The organism is Paucisalibacillus globulus DSM 18846 (genome assembly GCF_000482485.1).
Taxonomy (GTDB): Bacteria; Bacillota; Bacilli; order Bacillales; family Amphibacillaceae; genus Ornithinibacillus; species Ornithinibacillus globulus.
This window is the reverse complement of the sequence record NZ_KI519438.1, coordinates 63,116-84,676: the sequence shown is the minus strand read 5'-3', so window position 1 is coordinate 84,676 and position 21,561 is coordinate 63,116. Positions and strand designations below refer to the sequence as shown.

Below are 21,561 nucleotides of genomic sequence, written 5' to 3'. Positions count from 1 at the left end.
TATACATCATTGCAACCTAGATTTACATTAGAAGTGATGCGCATCTCAATATTTCTTAACCCTTACCGCACATTCTATACAAAATCAGAAATAGGTATATAAAAAATAAAACAAATCCGAACTGATTCAAATTCTAGTGAAAGAATTTTGAATCCCAGTTCGGATTTGTTTTTGACTAAAATCTATTTGCCCATGCCCTTTTTCTACTAAGCTAATTTAAATACTTTCAGTTCATCATTAAGCTTTTCTGCAAGCTTTTCTAGTTCTTCGGCACTATTGGACACTTCTTCCATCGAACTAAATGTTTGCTGTGCAGATGCTGCTGCTTGCTCAACACCAGCAGCGGATTCTTCTGAAACAGCTGCAATTTCTTCAATTAAATTATTCATATCACTACTATTACCAGCAATTTCTCTTAGGTTCGTTGAGATAGAAGAAATTTTTTCTACCATGTCTGTTACGGAATTGCGGATTACAGCAAAGTTCTTACCAGTTTCTTCAATCTGTGCAGCACCTTCCTTAACCTCGGTGTAACCAGTGTTTAATGATTCGACAACATTACCAGTTTCCTTTTGAATGCTAGTTACAATTGTTGTAATTTCTCCAACGGAAGCTGCCACTTGTTCAGAAAGCTTTCTAACTTCTTCAGCAACTACTGCAAAACCTTTTCCATGTTCTCCAGCTCTAGCTGCTTCGATTGCAGCATTTAATGAAAGAAGGTTCGTTTGATCCGCAATATCTTTAATAACAGAAACAAGTTTGGAGATTTCAATGGATTGTTTATCTAACCCACGAACTTTTTCAACTGCTCCTGATACGATCTGATCAATTTGTTTCATTTGTACGACAGACATTTTCATCAATTCTTGCCCTTCGTTAGTTAAGGCCAATACATGTTCTGAAGTACTTGCAACATCAAGTCCATTTTCTTCTGAAATACGTACCTTTTTTACGAAGTCACTCATACTTTCTGCTAAGTTCGATGCACTATTAGCCTGATTTTCAGACCCAGAAGATAATTCCTCCATCGTAGATGCAATTTGCTCACTACCTTCGCTTACCTCTTCTGCGGACTGAGTTAGTTCTCCACTTCTAGTTGATACGGTGTTAGCTGCCGATGCTACTTTAAACAATATATCTTGAATATTATTTTTCATTAGGTTTACTGCACTAGCAAGCTGACCAATTTCATCTTTTCCATTGTAGTCAACAGGGTTTGCTACAAGGTTTCCATTTGCAACTTCATTTGTTATGTATACAACTTTATCTAAATTTTTTGTTATTCTTCTACTTATCACTAATAACAAAATGATACCGATTACAACTGCTGAAGTGTTTGCAACCGCTAATGTTGTAATCCCGGTTTGTAGACTATTTTGCGATTTTGCAACGACCTCTTGTTGGTCTGCTTTTACAATTTCCATTAATTGATTTACAAGGTGTACTGTTTCTGTACGTAGTGCGGATGAATTTGCTCTAGTTACAGTTGCCATGTAATCCTGACTTTTCTTTACTGCTTCACTTATATCACCATAAAACAAATCATTTATCTTTTGGTCATTTTCTACAATCTTGTTTAATAACTTTTTTTGCTCCTCTGTTTCTACAGAAGACTCAATTTTTGCTATCAGTTCATCAAATTCTACCTTATATTCTTCAAAAGCAGTAACGAAGCGTGGCTTTTTAGATAGTAAATAATCAGCAATTTGTACATCTTTTACTTGAATTAATGAAGCTAAATTAGACATATCATTCACTCGAGCACTATATTGGTCAATCTGTTTAACATCCTTCTGACCATTTACTAGTTGTAAATGAACAGCCGCACCGGAAAGTAAGAATAGCACAGCAGATACCAAAAAAACAAATAAATATTTACGACTTAGTTTAAGATTCTGAAAATTTAACGTAAATTTTGAGTTACCTTTTTTTGGCTTTGTATCTTTTTTAGCCTTTGGTATTTTAACTTTTTTATTTTTCACTAATGTATCCCCCATTAAGAAATATATATTACTTTTACATTATATCGGTTTTTTTGTCGAATTTTAAAGTATTATTTGAAAATAATTAACAACTTTATTTTGGACTTGCAATTTATACTAGCATTCTAGTAAAATAGCAAACTGTATGTTTCTTTAAAGTAAGGAGTAAGTGGAGGTGAAATTTTTGACCAAATCGGCATTCTTACAAGAAGTAAAAAGTAAGGACGAATTAAAAGAAGAGCTTGATGAATTAGAAATACAGCTTTTTCGTATGCAGAATAATATTAAGGAAATCGCGAAGAAGTCGGAAGTGATTAGTATTGACCAAACACCAAATGAAGAGTGGGTTGTTGTCTATGCTGATCGCGATAAGGATACTTGGCAACTGATGCTGCATAGCTGTAAGCGTACTTATCAAGGAAACTGGCATTCAGCACTTCAAGCAGAAGTGAAAGATGATAGTACCATTCATATTGCTGCGATAAAAGGTGAAGAGAATAAAGGATATGGTTCTGTTTTAATGAATCATTTAAAAGAGATTGCTAAAGAAGAAAATGTACAATATATAACAGGTGACTTAGTACAACGGGATTACGGTCATGTAGACCGACTTCAATATTTTTATGAGAAACATAACTTTGATGTCATTGTTGATCATACGGAAAAATGTGGCGAAATTATATGGAATGATGATGAATGATAAGGGAGACTGCTTTTACGTTAAAAGTAGTCTCTTCCTGTTTTATGAAGGGTCCTGTTTGCTAGACCCTAAATGAGAAGAATTTGCGTGGAATCAAAGCATATTAAGTGGGGGAAGGACAAAAACCCTCACTGGTTGAAGTTTGAATTTAGCTGGTGGGGTCAGTCCCAAAGAATAGGAAACGAAAAGCAACCCAATTTATTTACATGATGGTTCTGAAATTTTTTCTCCCTAACTGGTTATGTTAAAATGGAAATGATTTTACATAGAAGGAAGCGATAAAATGGAGCATGTAACATTAAACAATGGCTTGAAAATGCCGAAGCTAGGTTTTGGTGTATGGTTAGTACCAGATGATGAAGCGGAAGCAGCAGTAAAAAATGCAATTGAAGTTGGATATCGTTCCATTGATACGGCAATGGTCTATAAAAATGAAGAAGGTGTGGGTCGTGCGATTGCTGCATCAAATGTTCCACGGGAAGAACTTTTCATTACTACAAAGCTTTGGAATTCCGATCAAGGATATGATGAAACATTAAAGGCTTTTGATGCCAGCTTAGAAAGATTAGGCCTTGATTATGTTGATCTGTACCTTATTCATTGGCCAATGCCAAAAGAAGAGAAGTTTGTTGATACCTATAAGGCTTTAGAAAAGCTTTATCATGATGGTAAGGTAAAAGCGATTGGTGTTTGTAATTTTCATATAGAGCATTTACAACGTCTCTTAGATGAATGTGAGATTGTACCAGTTCTAAATCAAGTGGAGTGTCATCCATATTTACAGCAAGCTGAATTAAAGGCATTTTGTAAAGAACACGATATCTATGTAGAAGCCTGGAGTCCATTAATGAATGGTAAAGAAGTATTGAATGATGAAGTGATAATGGAAATTGCAGAGGCATACGGTAAAACCCCTGCACAAGTTATACTTCGTTGGCATTTACAATATGACAATATCGTTATTCCTAAATCGGTTACACCATCAAGAATTGAGGAAAATTTTAATGTGTTTGATTTCCAGCTAAGTGATGCGGATATGAAAAAGATTGAGGGAATTAACCGCAATCACAGAAATGGTCCTGACCCCACTGACTTCTATAACAAATAAAGAGAAAGAGATGCCGGGGAAATTTCTTCTTGGCATCTCTTTTAATGTCTTCGACCATGTAAAACAACCTCAGCTATTTCAGATGAATACTGAACAATGACCGCTCCTATTGCTCTGTCACCACGTTTACCCGCCTTTTCAGCTCCTTTTAGAGCCTCTCTCATAAAGTATTCATGATCTAATTCTTGAAAGTTAGTTAACATGATACCCCACCCTTTCCTCCATACTAGACAATTATCTTATAGCGGGTTAATTCTAACAATAATTTTCCTGGAATTTTCAAAAAAGTTGTGGCTTTTTCAGAAAAATATAGTACACTATAAAAGAAATTACATGGTTCATCCATTTTAAAAGGAGTGATGTTTTATGAGAGCAATGAAAAGAATGGCATTAAAACAGTATAAAACTTTTAAGGTGGAGGAACGGTCGGTATAAGAACGTTTCCTCCGCAAAATTCAAGGAGGAAATTTACTTGCATAATTTAGAAAAGCTAGGTTGGAAAAATGAACAAGATCTTAATGAAGAATGTATTGCCCGTGTCATTACGGTACAGAAGAACAGTTATCGTATTTCAGATGGGAAGATAGAATACCTCGCACATTTAAGTGGAAAGTTCTTAAATGAGACATTAAGTCCGTTAGACTTCCCCTCAGTAGGAGACTGGGTAGAGGTTCAAAAGTTACTAGAGGAGAAGAAAGCAGTAATTAAACGTGTTCTTCCTAGGAAGAGTCAATTTATTAGACAGACAGCTGGAAATAGAACAGATGCTCAAGTTGTTGCTGCAAATATTGATTCTGTATTTATTGTTAATTCCCTTAATCATGATTTGAATGTGAGAAGAATTGAACGATATATGTTACTTGCTTATGAAAGTGGAGCAACCCCAATTGTGTTATTGACAAAAAAGGATCAGGTTACGGAAGCGGAAGTGGAAAGTGCAATTTCAACAGTTAGTGAGGTAGCTATTGGTGTACCTATTTTAACTATTAGTAGTTTAAATGGTGATGGAATAGAAGAATTCATGGACCAGTTACCAATAGGGAAGACAGCAGCGCTCTTAGGTTCATCGGGTGTTGGGAAATCTACTCTAATTAATGCCTTGTTTGGTGAAAAGGTTCAGGAGACGAAGGATATTAGGGAAGATGATAGTAAAGGACGACACACCACGACACATCGAGAAATGTTTATACTTCCGAATGGTGCGATGCTTATTGATACACCAGGTATGCGTGAAATTCAACTCTGGGATGGTGAATCAGGGGTAGAATCAACCTTTCAGGATATAGAGGCTTTTGAGAAGGAATGTCGATTTTCAGATTGCAGTCATAAAAATGAGCCCGGTTGTCGTGTTCAGGAGGCGATTGAAAATGGTGAGTTACCAGAGGAACGATACAAAAGTTATCTAAAGCTACAACGCGAAGTTGCTTTTGAAAAGCGAAAGCAAGATCAAAAAGCTAAGCTTGAAGAAAAAAGTAGATGGAAGAAGATTAGCAAGACACAAAGGGAAAATTATAAGTATAAAAAGATGTAAAAAAAGCATTTGTCCAAGTATGGACAAATGCTTTTTGTTTATAGAACTAATGACACAATTTGATAAACAAAGTAGAAGCCAGCGACATAGAAAATTGCTGTCTTGAAGTTGTTTTTTGCAACAAATCGATAAGCAATCATAAATACAGACAAGTACAATAGCGTAAAGGCTAATGAACTAAACCAAGAATAGATAGTGACTTCTAACAAGTCTAATGGTATGGAAACTAGAATTAATAAACTTGGAATAGCGAGTAATGATCCAAACTTTTCAAAGAAGAAGTTTAGATCGTATCTGCTGTCAATTTTAGATGCGTTGTTTTTGAAAACTAGAATTATCAATGCTAGTGCTACCCCAATTGAAATAGTACTATCAACATAATCGAAGTAATCACCGAAACCAAAATACTTAATTGCTTCTAAATATTGAAAGATACCTACTAAATTTCTTAGTAAAACTAAGCCAAGAAAAACTACTAATGTAATAAGTCCGAATTGATGTTTACCTTTCACTTCATCTGTTAGGAGATGATCTGGATCCTTTATTGCTTGAATAACATATTGGAAGTAATTATCTAGTTGCCCTTTATTCTTAGGCCCTTCTTGTTTCTCTACTACTACTTCATTTTGATTTTCCATATTTCTCTTCATTCCTCCAATACAAAATACTTACTCTCCATGATATATAAGTTTGGGAAGAATTTGTATAGTATATTGGAAGAATGATTCATAAGTACCATAATTTTCCGATAAATAGGTAGAAAGTAGGTGTCAATGAAAGACCCGCAATACTACTTGTTCAAATTCATTAAAGTAAACCGGTATCTCGTGGTTAGAAAGCCCTGCCCGCATATTTCGGACGATGGATTCGTTGTACCACTTCTGTTCATCACTACCTGCATTAAACTTGTCCCAGACAACTGGCCCTTGTTCTTTAAGGTCTTTTTCCAATCCTAATAGATTATCCAATTTGTCTGCCACGACTAAATACTTCACTTCTTTTTCCGCATTTTTAATGGTGTCAATGGTATGTTGTTTTCGTTCTTTCCAAGATTTTGATTTATCCTCCGTATGAGCCGCAACTAAACTAGCTACTCTTTTGCCAAAAAGTTTCTCAATGTCCTCGATTTCATAGACGGTATCTTCCACGACATCATGAAGGTATCCTGCACATACTAGCTCTTCAGAGAAGCCTTCTTTCTCCAATCGTTCAGCAACACGTATCGGATGGGTAATGTAGTCCACATTTGAGTTTTTCCTCTTTTGTCCGGCGTGTGCTAATGTTGCAAATTCTTTTGCTTTCGCTTTCATACAGTTATCCTTTCTTTTTACTTACCTACATATGGAGTGCAAATGGTAGGTAAGCGTATTAATCATTTCTTTATTGGTTACGGTATTCGGATGTAGGATGTGGTGTGTTGCCAATCCATCGATGAGTGCATGTAGGCGGATTACTTCTACATGCTTATCAACATTCTCCTTTAATAATTGAAGCGATTCTAATGTGTAAATTATTCTTTCTATTATCTCTGTTCGCATCTGTAAAAATACATTTTTACTTAGCTCTTCCAATTTCCGATCAACTAGTGTCTTTGCTGAAAAGACTAACCATACCTCCATTTCAATTTTTCGATCCTCATCAATTGGAAGTACTTCACATAGTGCCTCCTGAAACGTCTGAAGTGGGGGCCCATCATATTTTTTGCTAGTGATCCTCTTCCTTACCCGTTCTGATACGAGTTCCATAGAGAACAGGAATAAATCGGATTGTGACGGAAAGTAATGCCGAAGAGAGCCCACAGATAAATTCGCTTCTGCTGCGATGTTACGAACAGAGGCATTTTCAAGCCCTTCCCGAACAATGACATTCCAAGTAGCTTCTGCAATTTTAATTTTTCTTTCATTATGATCTACAATTTTAGGCATAGATTTAGTATAACACAGTTGTATTAAATAAAAAAACATGTTATATTTTTAGTACAGTCGTATTAAAAAGGGGTTGTAACAGTGATCGTATGGCTAATCATTGCTTGTGAAATTGGATTTTGGGTCTTTGTTATTGCGGGGTTATTTTCAAGATATATTTTGAAAAAGAAGCAACTTAGTAAATTTTTACTTATTTGTACGCCTATTGTGGATATCGTGTTATTAATTGTAACATTCATTGATTTAAAGAATGGTGCAGTTGCATCTACTGTCCATGGAATAGCTGCTATTTATATTGGGGTAAGTATTGCGTTTGGCCATCGAATGATCGCCTGGGCAGATAAGCAATTTTCTTATTACTTTGCTGGTGGTAAGAAACCAGTAGGCGGAAAAAAGTACGGGGCAGAACATGCGAAACTAGAACGATCTGGGTGGATTAGACATTTTCTAGCGTGGTCTATAGGAAGTGTCATTCTAATTGCGATAATTTTACTAATTGATAATACAAGACAAACGGAAGCACTGATAGGTACACTAAAATTTTGGTCGCTTATTTTGGCTATCGATTTTCTAATTAGTTTTAGTTATACCATTTTTCCAAGGAAAGCCCCTAATTCAATATAGTCTTTTTTGCTATCACTTTACTTTCAATCCAGTGAGGAAACAAGTAAACTGTAGGTAGATAAAGTAAAACAATTCAGTAGGGGCTTTCCTCATTGAATGTTTGTTGAACGAAACGGGTTTTTACGAGCTGTTGGTTTCCATTTATTTATTTATGAAATAAATTCGAATTCTTGTAGTGGGAACCATTTAACGCACAAGACGTGCTATTGTCGGCAATGTGACAGGACGTCGCGCGTTCTTTTAAATCAGCCAGTTAACCTGTGATAAATTGGATTGGAAGTGTTGATATGGCCGAACAGGGAATAAATAAACGTAAAACAGAACACATCAGGTTATGCCTTACTGATCAAGTAGAAGGTGTGAATAAGTCTACTGGATTAGAAGGAATATCATTCATCCATAATGCATTACCAGAAATTAATTTTAATGATATTGATATAAAAACGAGCTTTTTAAATAAGGATCTTCAGGCGCCTTTTCTAGTTAGCTCAATGACTGGTGGATCGGAGCTAGCAACAGAAATTAACCAGAACCTTGCTTTAGCAGCAGAAAAAAGGGGATGGGCTATTGCGCTTGGTTCCACAAGGGCATTACTTGAAAGTGATAAACATCAAGATTCCTTTTTAATAAGAAGACAGGCACCTACTGTTCCATTAGTCGCTAACCTTGGAGCGGTGCAGCTTAACTACGGTTACGGGCCGGAACATGCACAAAAAATTGTTGATTTAACGGAAGCAGATGCACTATATCTTCATTTGAATACGTTGCAGGAAGTTATTCAAGATGAAGGGGACTTGAACTTTGATACATTACTTCCGAAAATTGAAGCGGTTTGTAAGGCGCTAACCGTTCCGGTAGGTGTGAAGGAAGTTGGTTTTGGAATAGATGGAATCGTAGCGAAAAAGCTTTACGATGTAGGTGTATCATTTATAGATGTGGCTGGTGCTGGTGGCACATCATGGAGTCAAGTAGAAAAACTGCGCTCAAAGGATCCATTAAGAAAAGCTGCAGCAGAAGCATTTAATAGCTGGGGAATTCCAACGAAAGATTGTATTGTATCTGTACGTAGTAATTTAGAAGATGTTCCTTTAGTTGCAAGCGGTGGGATGAAAACAGGATTAGATGCCGCGAAAGCAATTACGATTGGTGCGGATGTCATTGGTTTTGCTAGATCACTGCTTCAAGCAGCAACAGAATCGGTTGAGGCTGTTGACAGAGTGATGCAGCAAATTGAATTTGAATTAAAGATTACCATGTTTGGAATTGGAGTAAAGAAATTAGCAGAACTTAAAAATACGAAGAGAGTTACTATTATGGGCAGGTCCCTATTAGATGAACAGGACTAAGTGATTCAAACTAAATAGACCATATTCATACACAATCATGTCATTATGGATAAAAAAGCGTTCTTTTAAGCGTTTTTTTATCCATATTTTTATATTTGTGAGGAGCATTTTCTGGACGGAAATATATGTTATAAGATTGTAAGCTATTTTATTACATTTGAAACAGATAGCTATCCACATACAAAATTCTAATTTGTCAATTTTGCATAATCGTGAATCCATGTAATAGTTAGCTTCTATATTAATCCTCAACCTCGTTACTTTTAATCCTTTCCTTTTATTCAGGTTCACTACTTTCCTTATTATCAAATATGTAGGGATCAAATAACTGTCTAAACTTGTTGATCAGAGGCTAGCTGAGTAGAGTATAGTTCCCACAAGCACAACATTATCTTTGAAAAATACTAATGTGATAAAATGATATAGAGTAAGTGAGGTGTGGTGAATGAAAATAGAGATATGGTCTGACTTTGTCTGTCCATTCTGTTATATTGGCAAGCGGAGTTTGGAACTAGCTTTAGAACAGGTTGATTTTTCAGAACAAGTGAAAGTAGAGTTTAAAAGCTATGAACTTGACCCGAATCGAGAGGCAATGCCAAACCAAAATATACATGAATACCTTGCTACAACAAAAGGAATTTCTTTCGAATATGCCAAAAGGTTAAATGAGAATGTAGCGAAACATGCGCACTCAGTCGGGTTAATCTTTAACTTGGATACTATACAGCATACCAATACATTTGATGCACATCGCATAGTTCAGTATGCAGGAATCTGCAATGTAGGAAAAGAAATGACCGAGAAGTTAATGCATGCTTATTTTACAGATTCAGAATTGATTAGTAATCGAGAAACATTAATAAGACTTGCAAAAGAAGTTGGTCTAGATGAGGGTGAAGTGGAGAATATCCTTTTTACTAATCGTTTCGCTAAACGTGTAAATGAAGACGAAGAACTTGCAAAGGAACTTGGAGTAACGAGCGTACCATTCTTTGTTTTTAATGAAAAATATGCAATTTCTGGTGTCCAATCCGTGGAGTCTTTTCAAAAAGTATTAGAAAGTATTTGGGAAGAAGAAAGTCAAAAGCCCATTTCAACAACAAGCATTAATCATGAAGGCACAAAAACCTCTTACTGTACAGGTAAAGAATGTGAAGCTGAAGAAGAATAACAGAAATTTTGAAAGCTTGCTAGATAAATTAGCGAGCTTTTTTGGTGTAACAGCATTAGTTATCATTAATGCTTTCGTGGGGTATGGTGTTAAATAATTATTATTTTACTAAATTAAATAATAGGTGATTAATGAAAATTTATGTAATAAAACACCAATTAAGTGGCAACGGTTTCTTAGAAGCTTGATTTTATTGTTATCTATTTATATAATTAAGCTGAACTTGGAATGATAATCATTTTCAATTAATATTCTAAGAATAAACAGATTATGAGGATTGCATATGAAATTGTGGATGTTAATAATTTTAGGTATAATCCTGTCCATTGTGTCCCTATTTATAGGTGCTATAGATATAAGTTTAAGTGATTTACTAAACTTAGAATCTGATAAACTACAAATCTTTCTAGTAAGTAGAGTACCTCGTTTACTTGCGATTATCTTGGCGGGGGCGGGAATGAGTATTGCTGGATTAATCATGCAGAGCTTAAGTCGTAATAAGTTTGTATCCCCAACAACAGCGGGAACATTAGATGCAGCTAAGTTAGGTATTATGATTTCGATGCTATTTTTATCGAATGTAACCTATACACAGCAAATTATTTTCAGTTTTGCATTTGCTTTAGCAGGAACATATATTTTTATGCAAATTCTAGATCGTATTAAATTTAAAGATGTTATTTTCGTTCCATTAATCGGAATTATGTATGGGAATATATTGTCATCGATTACAACATTTTTTGGCTATGAAGCTGACATTCTCCAAAATATTTCATCTTGGTTGATGGGGAGCTTCACATTAATTATTGCAGGACGTTATGAACTCCTATACTTAAGTATTCCAGCTGTTATTTTAGCGTATCTGTATGCAAATAAGTTTACTGTTGCAGGTATGGGTGAGGATTTTGCAAAAAACTTAGGATTAAGTTACAAGTTGGTACTAAATATCGGGCTTGTTCTTGTTGCAATCATTTCTACATCTGTCGTACTAACAGTTGGTGTTATACCATTTTTGGGCCTTATCGTTCCAAACATAGTTTCACTTTATATGGGTGATAATTTAAGAAAAACAATTCCTCATACCATGGCACTTGGGGTTGTCTTTTTATTAATTTGTGACATTATTGGCCGTATCATTATCCATCCGTATGAGATACCTGTTAACGTAACGGTTGCTGTAATCGGAAGTGCTATCTTCCTAATCATGTTATTTAGGGGGAGAGCATATGCGAAAAAATAGCACCAAATTAATTTTGTTACTTGTATTATCACTTATTAGTATACTGCTTTATGCGTTTTATGATATTAAAGGTGGTTTCGATTATGCCTTTCCTAGGCGTGTTATAAAAATTGCAGCAATGATCGTGACTGGAGTTGCAATATCGTATGCTACTGTTGTGTTCCAGACTATCACCCAAAACCGTATATTGACGCCATCTGTTATGGGGATGGATTCGATGTATGGAGTGGTACAAACATTGATTTACTTTTTTGCGGGATCGATGTCGGTATGGGTGGTTAATAAGTATTTAAATTTTGCAGCAGCAATCATTGCAATGGTTTTATTTGCGCTGATTCTATATCGTTTCTTATTTCGGTCAGATAAGCATCCTATTTATCTACTACTATTAATTGGTATGATTATAGGGACACTTTTAGGTAGTTTAGTCACTTTCTTACAAGTGATAATAGATCCGGTAGAATATTTAAGTTTACAATCTATGCTATTTGCAAGCTTTACAAAAGTTAAAGCAGAATTATTATATATTGCTATTGTCATATTAATTATTTCATTTGTTTATGGTTTTCGTATTATGAGCAAGCTAGATGTAATGTCACTAGGGCGAGAAAATGCTATGAATCTTGGAATTAACTATGACCGAATGGTAATGAATATATTAATTTTATCATCCGTACTTATTGCTACATCAACAGCATTAGTTGGTCCTATTACATTTTTTGGATTAATTGTGGCAAACTTATCCTATCAATATTTAGTAACCTACAAACACTCTATTTTAATTCTGGGTGCGAGTTTAATAAGCATTATTGCTTTAGTAGGGGGGCAATTCCTCGTCGAACACGTTCTTGAATTGCGTACAACATTAAGCGTTATTATTAACTTTATTGGTGGTATTTACTTCATTTACTTATTACTAAAAGAAAGTAGGGCTGCAAAATGATAAAAATTAAGGAATTGTCAAAACGGTATGGGAAGAAAAATGTTGTTGAAAAGGTTTCACTAACGATTGAGCCTGGAACAATTACATCATTTATCGGACCAAACGGTGCTGGGAAATCAACATTATTGTCAATGGTCAGTCGCCTATTAGAAGCAGATACAGGTGAAGTCTTACTTGATCAACAAACCATAAAAAAGTGGAAGTCAGACGAGTTTGCCAAGCGTGTGTCCATATTAAAACAATCAAACTTCATGAATGTACGATTAACGGTTCGTGAACTAGTTTCATTTGGACGTTATCCATATTCAAGAGGTCGACTAACTGAGATAGATGAAAAGTACGTGGACAAAGCAATTGATTATATGAACTTAGGAGAAATGCAAGACCAATTTATTGACGAGCTATCTGGTGGACAAAAACAACGTGCCTTCATTGCCATGGTTATTGCACAAGACACAGATTATATTCTACTTGACGAACCGTTAAACAACTTAGATATGAAGCACTCTGTTCAAATTATGAAGATTTTACGTAAGCTTGTAGATGAGCTTGGTAAAACTGTTGTTATTGTTTTACATGATATTAATTTTGCATCAGTTTATTCAGATCGAATTGTTGCTTTAAAAGATGGAAAATTAGTAAAAGATGGTCCTACAAAAGATATTATTAATTCTACTTCACTTCGGGAAATATATGATATGCATATTCCTGTTCAAGAGCAAAATGGATGTCGAATTTGCGTATACTTTAATTCCCATGCATAGATTAATATAGAATGCGATGTAAACGTCTTAATCAAAGGGTTCTTTCGAAGCAACAATTTGTTTAAGGCGTTTTTGTTTGGAAAAGATATTCAGATGAACTAATTACTAGTTAAGATGCATTTCGTTTTGATCCTTATTTTTAGTGAATGAGAATTATTAGAAAAATTTTCATTTTTATATTGACGAATAACAATAAGCAACTTATAATGAGAATTGTTATCAGTGATAATGATTCTCATTATTAATAAAAATACATATTAAGGGAGAAGATACATAATGAAAAAGTTCAAGTTTCTAAGTATTATGTTAGTAATGCTAATTTTTGTTCTTGCTGCATGTGGTGGGGACGATTCAAATAGCGAAAAGGAAAATGCTTCAAATAATGATCAAACAAGTGGAGAAGGGGCAGAAGAAACAGAAGAAGCTAATTCTGCATACCCAATGACAATATCTCCTACAGTCGCTAAAAGTGAGAGTAGAGATGGAAGCGAATCCTATACTTTTGAGGATGTAACATTTGAGTCAATGCCTGAGAATATTGTTGTGTTTGATTATGGTTTCTTAGATACTTTAGATGCACTTGGTGTAGAAGGAATTGTTGGTGTTGCAAAAGACTCTTCCTTACCAGAACACCTTGAGAAATATTCAAGTGATGAATACTCAAGTATTGGTACATTAAAAGAACCATTGCTAGAAGATATCGCGGGATTAGAACCAGATGTTATCTTTATCTCAGGTCGTCAATCTGCATTTTACGACCAATTAAAAGAGATTACTCCAAATGTTGTTTTCGTTGGTGCACAACAGGATGACTACTGGAATACTTTCTTAGCTTCTGTGGATATCGCAGCTAAGATGTTTGATAAAGAAGCAGAAGCTGAAGAATATATTGCAAAGTTCGATGCATCCCTAGAAGAAATCAAGAATCTAGCTGGAAATTATGAAAGTAGTCTAGTAACAATGTACAACGAAGGTAGCTTATCTGGTTTTTCAACCAACTCTCGTTTCGGATATGTATTTGATGTTTATGGATTCACACCTGTTACTGAAGATATTGAATCGTCATCCCACGGTTCAAACTTTGGTTTCGAAGCAATCTTAGAATTTGATCCAGAAGTATTATTTGTGATTGACCGTACAGCAGCTGTTGGTGGTGAAACAAATATTGATAAAGATATGGAAAACGATATTATTAAACAAACGACAGCTTATAAAAATGAACGTATCATTTATTTAGATGGTCCACTATGGTATCTAAGTGGTGGTGGTTTACAATCTGAACTTGCTAAAATTGAGGAAATCCTTGCTGAATTAAAATAGATTAATAATGAAGCTAACTAGCTCTCGGGAAGTTTTAAATAAGGACTTCCTGGGAGCTTTTTCATTGCCTCATTTCATATCATAATGATTACTCTATTTGTACATTGTAAATGTTACCCTTTCTTGCATTTGATATACCAATTATGTTTGAATAGAAATACAACTTTAGGAAATGAGGTATAACATGAAAAAGATAGTTAGTATACTTGTTATAGGGTTAATAATATTGTTAGCTGCATGTGGCAACGATGAAAAGGAAAATAATGCTAGTGAAGAAGCAAATACAAATCCACAGGAAGTTACAATGGAAAAGGATGAAGTGGTTGACGAATCACAAGTTGTTGTGGAAATTAATGATTCTGAAGTAAAAGGTGACCGTTACAATGCGACTTACTTACAAACAAAAATGAGAGTAGCACAGTTTGGTCAAGATACAGAGGATAAAGAGAATCTTAAGGATATAACGTTGAACGAGCTAATCGCTCAAGAACTTATTAAGCAGGAAGCTACAAAGAGTGGCATTGAAGTCTCTGATGAGGACGTTCAAAAAGAATTTGACGAATTAAAAACACAAAGTGAAGATACGTTTAATGATTACCTTGACAGATTTAAATTGACAGAGGAGTCTTTAAAGGATCAGATTCGCTTTTCTCAAACATTAAGTAACTATATGGAACAAGAAATTAAAGTAGAAGAAGTGACAGAAAAAGATATTAAAGAAACATATGAGCAATTGAAGAAAGATATGGAAGACATCATGAAATTTGAAGAAGCAGAACCGATCATCAAAAATCAATTGACATCACAAAGACAAGCAGATGCACTTCAACAAAAAGTAGAAGAATTAATGAAACAAGCAGAAATTAATAAGAATATTTAAATTAGAATTGGAACACATGGCTAATTGTCATGTGTTCTTCTTATATGTAGGAAGTTCTTTTTCTATAAGAATGAGAATTGGCTATGTTAGTTGAAGGCGGATACTGTAGTAATTTGCGTACTATACAGTTTCATAAAATAGTACTAATTTCAGCCAGAGTATAGATACCAAAGTGATATAATACATTATAAGACTATAATAAATTTACAAAAGCTGGTGTTGAAATGTTTATAAAAAAACTATTTTTAGTCATCATAGGACTACTATCACTAGGACTTGCTATTATAGGAATCTTTTTGCCATTAATACCAACAACGCCATTATTACTACTTTCAGCAGCCTGCTTCATTAGAAGCTCGGATAGATTATATCAGTGGTTAATCACAAATAAGTACTTGGGCCCATATATTAAAAATTATCGAGAAGGTAAGGGAATCCCACTAGCGGCAAAAGTTGTTGGAGTATCCTTACTATGGATATCTATGCTGTTTACCATCTTTTTTGTTGTGCCATTGATTGCTGTGAAACTACTTTTAGCAGGAATTGCAGCTTATTTCACATGGTTTATCTTAAAACAAAAAACGTTAATAAAAGCCCATCAATAATTCATTGGTATGCAATATAAATATTAGCATATAAATACGATAGTGTAATGAAGTAGTTAGAAAAGTATAATGCCTTTTTCATATGTTTAAAAAAACTAAGAAATTGCTAAAGGACTAGCAAAGGAGAGTTTTTCTAAAAGGTGGCATGAAAATAAAAAATAATCTACAATAGTACAGATAGTTAATATAAGTGTGGGTACAAAAAGGAGTATGAAAAGGACCGAGAAGTTCCATGCGGGAGCACCGGAATGTACACTTTAAGTTACATGATGTGCGGAAAGGCAAGCCAACGAGCTACCATAGTATGTGGGCGGCTTTAGTAGCGTTCCTTTTTCTGATCTGTCTTTTTTAGTAGTTAGGAAAGTATAAAAAACTTTCCGCCGACATAAGAAAAACTAACACATTCGCAAAAGGACGAGCGAATGCGAGTTTTTCTAACCGGACTTTTTGAACATCCTCTTTAAGGAATTTTATAAAGGAATGATTTTTAGTGAACAATCATCATGTCTATGAAAAACTCATTAATATTACATCAGAACAAAATGTGATGGTTAATGAGCCACTAAAGAATCATACGTATACACGATTAGGTGGAACAGCTGATATACTGGTGACACCAGAAACGTATGAACAGGTTAGACAAATTGTAAAGCTTGCAAACCACGAAGAAGTTCCATTTACTTTACTTGGAAATGGCTCGAATTTAATTGTTAAAGATGGTGGTATTCGTGGTATCGTTATGAATTTAAATAAATTGAATGAAATTAGGACCGAGGGTAAGAAAGTAATTGCCCAAAGTGGTGCAAGAATAATTGATACTTCCCGTGCAGCACTGAAGCAAAACTTAACAGGATTGGAATTTGCTTGTGGAATTCCTGGTTCTGTTGGAGGTGCCTTATACATGAATGCCGGAGCATATGGTGGAGAGATAAAGGACTGTTTGGAAAGTGCTATAGTTGTCGATCCAAATGGTGATTTATTAGCACTAAATGCAGATGAATTAGATTTGGAATATCGTAGAAGTAATATTTCAGATAATGGTTATATTGTGTTAGAGGGAACTTTTGCATTAAAGGAAGGTAACTTTGAAGAAATTAAGGCTGTCATGGATGATTTGACCTTTAAACGCGAATCAAAACAACCACTAGAGTACCCATCTTGTGGTAGTGTCTTTAAACGCCCACCGGGATATTTTGCTGGTAAGTTAATCCAAGATAGTGGATTACAGGGTGCGCAAATTGGTGGTGCTCAAGTTTCTTTAAAGCATGCCGGCTTTATTGTGAATAAGGATAATGCAACAGCGGATGAATATATTCAGCTAATCCGCCATGTTCAAGCTACGGTAAAGGATAAATTCGGTGTTTCTCTAGAGCGAGAAGTACGGATTATTGGTGAAGACCAAGAATAAAAAAGTGAAGCTGTGCGATGAACGCACAGCTTCGTTTATAATTAAGGGGAAGATATTTACTTTAATATTATTTCCTAAACAAGTTTATATTAAACCATAAAATTAAATTAACTTCTAAAACGATATAAGAATTGTTGTAATCGCTCATTATTTGATTCTTCAAGTACCTCGCTTGGTTTTCCTTCCTCTGCAATTACACCATCATCTAAGAAAATAACTCGATCTGCTACTTCAAGAGCAAAATCCATCTCATGTGTAACAAGGACCATCGCCATTTCGCCTTCCTTGGCAATGTCACGAATTACCTCTAGAACTTCTCCAACAAGCTCTGGATCTAGAGCGGAAGTCACTTCATCAAATAGCATGATTTTTGGTCGCATTACTAAGGCACGTGCCATAGCAACGCGTTGCTTCTGTCCTCCAGACAATTGATTTGGATAATTATCTAATTTATCTCCTAGTCCGACCTTTTCTAGCATTTCAATCGATCGTTTTTTGGCGCTTTCTTTATCCTCTTTTTGTACCTGGACTGGTGCAGTCATACAATTTTGCAAGATAGTCATATGCGGGAAAAGGTTGAAATGTTGGAATACCATTCCGATATCACCGCGGACTTCACGTAAATGTTTTTCACTTGCAGGAACTAGCTTGCCGTTTTTCTCCATATGCCAAAGGTTTTTTCCATCTACAATTATTTCACCTGAAGTGGGCTGCTCTAGGGTCATAAGCATACGAATAATCGTTGTTTTCCCAGATCCACTAGGTCCAATTAATGCAACCTTCTCGCCTGGGAATATATTTAAATCAAGCCCCTTTAATACTTCCACATCGCCAAATGATTTATGAACTTTTTTATATTCGACAATTGGTTTTATATTCTTATTGGAAATGTTAGAGCTATTGCTTTCTTTAACTGATTCAACCATTACACTACCGCTCCTTTGCTGTCCTGAAGCGCTGCTTTCTTATCAAAGCGGCGGTTCATTTTCTTTTCTAATTTATTGATCAAGATTGCTGAAGGATAACTTAGCGCTAAGAAAATAAGCGCGACAATGGTATAGGACTCTAACATACGGAAGTTATCCGTACCATATGTTTCAGCTAGAGATAAGATACCAACTACACCGATTGTTGAAGCGAGAGGTACTTCCTTAAACATAATAATTAGATAGTTTCCCAACATTGGAATTGTTGGTGGTATTGCTTGTGGTAATATGATTTTAGTCCACTTTTGTCTTGTTGAAAAGTTTAATGCAGTAGAGGCTTCCCATTGTCCCTTATCAACACCTTCTATTCCTGAACGATACACTTCACCAATATACGTACTAAAATGGATACCAAGACCTATAATAGCACTTTCAAACGAAGTAAGAGATACTCCAATTCCGGGAACCATTGGCCAAGCATAGTAAATAAAGAATAATTGAATTAAAGGAGGTGTGGAACGTATAAACTCCATAATCCATGTCACGAGCCAATTTACAGGTTTAAACTTTATTCTCCTTAGAAAGACCCAAACAAACCCAAATATCAATGCAAATAGAAAGCATGCAAAGGTTAGTCCTACTGTAACTCCTAATCCTTGTAAGATAAAAGGAAAGGCTTCGAAAAACATATCCCATTTCCAATTTATAGTCATTAACTAGCCACCCCTCTCTTCGAAATCTGCTCCCCTTTACGAGTAAGGAAGATAAGTGGCAATGCCATAATAAAGTAGAATACGAGTAAAAGAAGATACACGGTTGGTGCAGCAGATAAATTAGTACTTCTTAAAATATTTCCGTGATATAGAATATCCGTCATTCCAATCAGTGAAACGAGTGACGTTGCTTTAAGTATTTGAATGAGATAATTTCCAAACTCGGGTAACATCATGCGAAATGCTTGTGGGAAGATGACAATTCTCATTCGTTGTGAGCGAGAAAGATTTAGGGCGATGGATGCCTCTGTTTGTCCCTTATCTACAGCTAGGATAGATCCGCGAACAATCTCAGACATATATGCGCCATAATTTAAAGAAATTGCTAATACACCGGCTGCGAGTCGGTTGTCAATACCAACGTCAAATAACATCGGTATTGCATAGTAGAGCCAAAATAATTGAACAATTAAAGAGGTACCTCTAAATATTTCCACATAAATACTCGTACCCCCTCTGACTAACCTATTATTGGATACTCGACAAAGACCTGCAATAAATGCAAATATATAGCTAAATATGGAAGAAAAAATAAAAACTGTTATTGTAATATTAATCCCCTTCATTAATACAGGGAAAACTTCTATCATAGCATTAATTATAATCACTCCTTTGAAAAGCTCGAGAGGTATCTCTAGTCGCTATACCTGAAGCAAGATATCTTCTTAATTACTTCGTTATCCGTAAAAAAACTCCATAGGGATGGACCCCCTTATGGGGAGAAGCCCTATGGAGTCTTGTTGAATCATGAATTAAATCTCACCGTTGCAAACTTTTTCAGTTGTAATCTCATCTGGTACTACATTCATCTGTGCACTGAAACCATTTTTTTCTAACAACTCAGCAACTGTACCATCAGATTTTAACCCAGCAAGTGCTTCATTATATGCCTCTAATAACTCTGTATCATCTAAATTAAATGCCGCTGCTCCATAACTTGGTACCCCATCAACATCCGGTTGTTGGAAGGACTCAACGAACTCTAGCTCATCTGTACCGGCCGATTCAAAAGCATCCTGAAGGGTAAATTGCGTTGCTGTTGTTGCGTCCGCGCGACCAGATTGTACGGCAGCAATAGAAGCCGGTATATCTGGGACAGAAAGAATTTGGTCTTGGCTCACACCGGAATCTTTTAAGAAGTCATTTTCTGTAGCACCTTGCATGACAGCTACTGTTACTTCGGGGTTGTTTGCAATATCTTCATAACTTTCTAGACTAAGAGGATTATCTTTTTGTACAACTAATCCTTCCCCATACATCATCTCTGGTTCTCCAAATGCCGCATTCTCACAGCGATCAGGCTTAATAGCCATTCCGGCTGTTACAACATCGAACTGACCAGCATTTAGTCCAGAAATAAGCTGACCAAATTCTAGTAATTCTGACTCTACTTCTTCCACTCCAAGTTCCGCAAAGACTGCTTTAGCAATATCTACCGCAGCACCTTTTAATACGCCATCTTCCTCATATGCATAAGGCTTTTCATTGGCAAACCCGATTGTGACCTTACCCTCTTCTTGAAGCTTGGCCAATTTGCTTTCTTCCTCAGACCCACATGCTGTTACAAGAGCAATCGTTAAGCATAGGATCAGAAGTAATAATAATCTTTTCATAAAATATAAAGACCTCCTATTATTTTTAAATACTCTAACCTTAGTCAGATGTATGGATAAATAGTAAATAAAGAAAATGGAAAGTAACTGAATGGGGTAGTATGTACGCCAAAGACTAATGGATTAGGAAAGGGTAATAAGTAATTCGAGCTGTAAACAGTTACATATTTAATGGTATCGGTTTAGAAATGAGGATTCAAACTTAGTATTTTTAGATAATTTAAAATTATTACTGATAGGAGTGGGTGTGACAGAAAGAGCTCTATCGTTCGTAAAGATGCTAATGTATCATAAAAAATACTCTAGAATCCTAAAGATTCGACAGGGATTAGAAATTATGTAACTAGTAAATTATAAAAATCATGTTAGAATAAACATAGGGACTTCTGTTATAAAGGGGGAGTATATTACGATGATTTGGGTAGTAGCGGTTATTTGTATCGTCATTACAGTAATTGTTGTATTTTTATCTATCTTAACGTTAGATAAGGGGTACGGATATAAGCATTCTATTGATCCACTTCCTGCAAACGTAGAGGAAGAAGAAAAGGCTAGTAATGGAGAATCGACTTTACGTTAATTAGATTAAGTAATATAAAAAATATATTTTCAAGAATAAGCTCAGTGTTCTGTGAACTCTGAGCTTTATTACGTGCACCATCCTTCATAATGTAAAAATGATTGTATCCATTTTTATTTGAG

The 21,561-nt window shown here is 35.3% G+C and carries 23 protein-coding genes; 14 read left to right on the top strand and 9 right to left on the bottom strand.

The window, feature by feature from the left end; genetic code table 11:
- Window positions 1-206 precede the first annotated feature (206 nt).
- Window positions 207-1,982: a methyl-accepting chemotaxis protein gene (locus K332_RS0117530; protein WP_026908644.1), complete on the bottom strand. Its 1,776-nt coding sequence runs from the start codon at window positions 1,980-1,982 to the stop codon at window positions 207-209.
- 184 nt (window positions 1,983-2,166) lie between these two features.
- Between K332_RS0117530 and K332_RS0117525 the strand changes: the two genes are divergently transcribed.
- Window positions 2,167-2,682, top strand: a complete 516-nt coding sequence (locus K332_RS0117525; protein ID WP_026908643.1) for a GNAT family N-acetyltransferase — start codon at window positions 2,167-2,169, stop codon at window positions 2,680-2,682.
- 283 nt (window positions 2,683-2,965) lie between these two features.
- Window positions 2,966-3,790, top strand: a complete 825-nt coding sequence (locus K332_RS0117520) for an aldo/keto reductase (RefSeq protein WP_026908642.1) — start codon at window positions 2,966-2,968, stop codon at window positions 3,788-3,790.
- Between the two features lie 41 nt (window positions 3,791-3,831).
- On the opposite strand, the gene K332_RS24050 is transcribed toward K332_RS0117520, so the two are convergent.
- Complete coding sequence (locus K332_RS24050) at window positions 3,832-3,993, bottom strand: hypothetical protein (protein WP_156914226.1); 162 nt, start codon at window positions 3,991-3,993, stop codon at window positions 3,832-3,834.
- 269 nt (window positions 3,994-4,262) lie between these two features.
- Here K332_RS24050 and rsgA point away from each other — a divergent pair, with 269 nt between their 5' ends.
- Window positions 4,263-5,321 (top strand): ribosome small subunit-dependent GTPase A, encoded by a 1,059-nt coding sequence (rsgA, locus tag K332_RS0117510; protein ID WP_026908641.1) that lies wholly within the window; start codon window positions 4,263-4,265, stop codon window positions 5,319-5,321.
- A 38-nt stretch (window positions 5,322-5,359) separates the two neighbouring features.
- On the opposite strand, the gene K332_RS0117505 is transcribed toward rsgA, so the two are convergent.
- The 3 genes from K332_RS0117505 to K332_RS0117495 all read right to left on the bottom strand — a co-directional run bounded on the left by K332_RS0117505 (window position 5,360) and on the right by K332_RS0117495 (window position 7,246).
- Window positions 5,360-5,971 carry a hypothetical protein gene (locus K332_RS0117505; protein WP_156914225.1) on the bottom strand — a complete coding sequence of 204 codons (612 nt, stop codon included), beginning with the start codon at window positions 5,969-5,971 and terminating at the stop codon, window positions 5,360-5,362.
- 120 nt (window positions 5,972-6,091) lie between these two features.
- Complete coding sequence (locus tag K332_RS0117500) at window positions 6,092-6,631, bottom strand: HD domain-containing protein (RefSeq protein WP_026908639.1); 540 nt, start codon at window positions 6,629-6,631, stop codon at window positions 6,092-6,094.
- Window positions 6,632-6,652: 21 nt separating this feature from the next.
- Window positions 6,653-7,246 carry a TetR/AcrR family transcriptional regulator gene (locus tag K332_RS0117495; protein ID WP_026908638.1) on the bottom strand — a complete coding sequence of 198 codons (594 nt, stop codon included), beginning with the start codon at window positions 7,244-7,246 and terminating at the stop codon, window positions 6,653-6,655.
- A gap of 81 nt (window positions 7,247-7,327) precedes the next feature.
- Between K332_RS0117495 and K332_RS0117490 the strand changes: the two genes are divergently transcribed.
- The 10 genes from K332_RS0117490 (at window position 7,328) to murB (ending at window position 17,547) form a co-directional block, all read left to right on the top strand.
- Window positions 7,328-7,870, top strand: coding sequence for a hypothetical protein (locus tag K332_RS0117490; RefSeq protein ID WP_026908637.1), 543 nt, complete (start codon window positions 7,328-7,330; stop codon window positions 7,868-7,870).
- A 287-nt stretch (window positions 7,871-8,157) separates the two neighbouring features.
- Window positions 8,158-9,216 carry a type 2 isopentenyl-diphosphate Delta-isomerase gene (gene fni / locus K332_RS0117485; protein ID WP_026908636.1) on the top strand — a complete coding sequence of 353 codons (1,059 nt, stop codon included), beginning with the start codon at window positions 8,158-8,160 and terminating at the stop codon, window positions 9,214-9,216.
- Between the two features lie 445 nt (window positions 9,217-9,661).
- On the top strand, window positions 9,662-10,387 hold the full coding sequence (locus K332_RS0117480; RefSeq protein ID WP_026908635.1) for a DsbA family oxidoreductase: 726 nt from the start codon (window positions 9,662-9,664) through the stop codon (window positions 10,385-10,387).
- 283 nt (window positions 10,388-10,670) lie between these two features.
- On the top strand, window positions 10,671-11,627 hold the full coding sequence (locus K332_RS0117475; RefSeq protein WP_026908634.1) for an ABC transporter permease: 957 nt from the start codon (window positions 10,671-10,673) through the stop codon (window positions 11,625-11,627).
- Window positions 11,614-12,570 (top strand): iron chelate uptake ABC transporter family permease subunit, encoded by a 957-nt coding sequence (locus tag K332_RS0117470; protein ID WP_026908633.1) that lies wholly within the window; start codon window positions 11,614-11,616, stop codon window positions 12,568-12,570. Before K332_RS0117475 ends, K332_RS0117470 begins: the two co-directional genes overlap by 14 nt.
- Window positions 12,567-13,334, top strand: a complete 768-nt coding sequence (locus tag K332_RS0117465) for an iron ABC transporter ATP-binding protein (protein ID WP_026908632.1) — start codon at window positions 12,567-12,569, stop codon at window positions 13,332-13,334. Before K332_RS0117470 ends, K332_RS0117465 begins: the two co-directional genes overlap by 4 nt.
- 276 nt (window positions 13,335-13,610) lie before the next feature.
- Entirely contained in the window at window positions 13,611-14,654 is a 1,044-nt protein-coding gene (locus K332_RS0117460; RefSeq protein WP_026908631.1) for a siderophore ABC transporter substrate-binding protein, read from the top strand.
- Window positions 14,655-14,838: 184 nt separating this feature from the next.
- The gene (locus K332_RS0117455) at window positions 14,839-15,534 is read left to right on the top strand and encodes a SurA N-terminal domain-containing protein (protein WP_026908630.1); all 696 of its coding nucleotides are present in this window, start codon (window positions 14,839-14,841) and stop codon (window positions 15,532-15,534) included.
- Window positions 15,535-15,758: 224 nt separating this feature from the next.
- Window positions 15,759-16,139: a YbaN family protein gene (locus tag K332_RS0117450; RefSeq protein ID WP_026908629.1), complete on the top strand. Its 381-nt coding sequence runs from the start codon at window positions 15,759-15,761 to the stop codon at window positions 16,137-16,139.
- A gap of 490 nt (window positions 16,140-16,629) precedes the next feature.
- Window positions 16,630-17,547 (top strand): UDP-N-acetylmuramate dehydrogenase, encoded by a 918-nt coding sequence (gene murB / locus K332_RS0117445; RefSeq protein ID WP_026908628.1) that lies wholly within the window; start codon window positions 16,630-16,632, stop codon window positions 17,545-17,547.
- Window positions 17,548-17,654: 107 nt separating this feature from the next.
- Here the strand turns inward: murB and ehuA are convergent, their stop codons facing one another.
- From ehuA to ehuB, 4 genes are all read right to left on the bottom strand, one after another.
- Window positions 17,655-18,473 (bottom strand): ectoine/hydroxyectoine ABC transporter ATP-binding protein EhuA, encoded by an 819-nt coding sequence (gene ehuA, locus K332_RS0117440; protein ID WP_051359517.1) that lies wholly within the window; start codon window positions 18,471-18,473, stop codon window positions 17,655-17,657.
- Complete coding sequence (ehuD, locus tag K332_RS0117435; RefSeq protein ID WP_084288090.1) at window positions 18,473-19,186, bottom strand: ectoine/hydroxyectoine ABC transporter permease subunit EhuD; 714 nt, start codon at window positions 19,184-19,186, stop codon at window positions 18,473-18,475. The genes ehuA and ehuD overlap by 1 nt, the downstream gene beginning before the upstream one ends.
- Window positions 19,186-19,812, bottom strand: a complete 627-nt coding sequence (locus tag K332_RS0117430; protein ID WP_036689304.1) for an amino acid ABC transporter permease — start codon at window positions 19,810-19,812, stop codon at window positions 19,186-19,188. The genes ehuD and K332_RS0117430 overlap by 1 nt, the downstream gene beginning before the upstream one ends.
- A gap of 186 nt (window positions 19,813-19,998) precedes the next feature.
- Complete coding sequence (gene ehuB / locus K332_RS0117425; RefSeq protein WP_026908624.1) at window positions 19,999-20,859, bottom strand: ectoine/hydroxyectoine ABC transporter substrate-binding protein EhuB; 861 nt, start codon at window positions 20,857-20,859, stop codon at window positions 19,999-20,001.
- 412 nt (window positions 20,860-21,271) lie between these two features.
- On the opposite strand from ehuB, the gene ytzI reads away from it, so the two are divergent.
- On the top strand, window positions 21,272-21,439 hold the full coding sequence (gene ytzI, locus K332_RS23735) for a YtzI protein (RefSeq protein WP_084288087.1): 168 nt from the start codon (window positions 21,272-21,274) through the stop codon (window positions 21,437-21,439).
- Window positions 21,440-21,561 lie beyond the last annotated feature (122 nt).

Bases quoted from the DNA above. Each gene is read 5' to 3' on its own strand.
- K332_RS0117520 (WP_026908642.1), top strand. From the start codon at position 2,966: ATGGAGCATGTAACATTAAACAATGGCTTGAAAATGCCGAAGCTAGGT.
- K332_RS24050 (WP_156914226.1), bottom strand. From the start codon at position 3,993: ATGTTAACTAACTTTCAAGAATTAGATCATGAATACTTTATGAGAGAG.
- K332_RS0117505 (WP_156914225.1), bottom strand. From the start codon at position 5,971: ATGAAGAGAAATATGGAAAATCAAAATGAAGTAGTAGTAGAGAAACAA.
- K332_RS0117500 (WP_026908639.1), bottom strand. From the start codon at position 6,631: ATGAAAGCGAAAGCAAAAGAATTTGCAACATTAGCACACGCCGGACAA.
- K332_RS0117495 (WP_026908638.1), bottom strand. From the start codon at position 7,246: ATGCCTAAAATTGTAGATCATAATGAAAGAAAAATTAAAATTGCAGAA.
- fni (WP_026908636.1), top strand. From the start codon at position 8,158: ATGGCCGAACAGGGAATAAATAAACGTAAAACAGAACACATCAGGTTA.
- K332_RS0117480 (WP_026908635.1), top strand. From the start codon at position 9,662: ATGAAAATAGAGATATGGTCTGACTTTGTCTGTCCATTCTGTTATATT.
- K332_RS0117475 (WP_026908634.1), top strand. From the start codon at position 10,671: ATGAAATTGTGGATGTTAATAATTTTAGGTATAATCCTGTCCATTGTG.
- K332_RS0117470 (WP_026908633.1), top strand. From the start codon at position 11,614: ATGCGAAAAAATAGCACCAAATTAATTTTGTTACTTGTATTATCACTT.
- K332_RS0117465 (WP_026908632.1), top strand. From the start codon at position 12,567: ATGATAAAAATTAAGGAATTGTCAAAACGGTATGGGAAGAAAAATGTT.
- K332_RS0117460 (WP_026908631.1), top strand. From the start codon at position 13,611: ATGAAAAAGTTCAAGTTTCTAAGTATTATGTTAGTAATGCTAATTTTT.
- K332_RS0117455 (WP_026908630.1), top strand. From the start codon at position 14,839: ATGAAAAAGATAGTTAGTATACTTGTTATAGGGTTAATAATATTGTTA.
- K332_RS0117450 (WP_026908629.1), top strand. From the start codon at position 15,759: ATGTTTATAAAAAAACTATTTTTAGTCATCATAGGACTACTATCACTA.
- ehuA (WP_051359517.1), bottom strand. From the start codon at position 18,473: ATGGTTGAATCAGTTAAAGAAAGCAATAGCTCTAACATTTCCAATAAG.
- ehuD (WP_084288090.1), bottom strand. From the start codon at position 19,186: ATGACTATAAATTGGAAATGGGATATGTTTTTCGAAGCCTTTCCTTTT.
- K332_RS0117430 (WP_036689304.1), bottom strand. From the start codon at position 19,812: ATGAAGGGGATTAATATTACAATAACAGTTTTTATTTTTTCTTCCATA.
- ehuB (WP_026908624.1), bottom strand. From the start codon at position 20,859: ATGAAAAGATTATTATTACTTCTGATCCTATGCTTAACGATTGCTCTT.
- ytzI (WP_084288087.1), top strand. From the start codon at position 21,272: ATGATTTGGGTAGTAGCGGTTATTTGTATCGTCATTACAGTAATTGTT.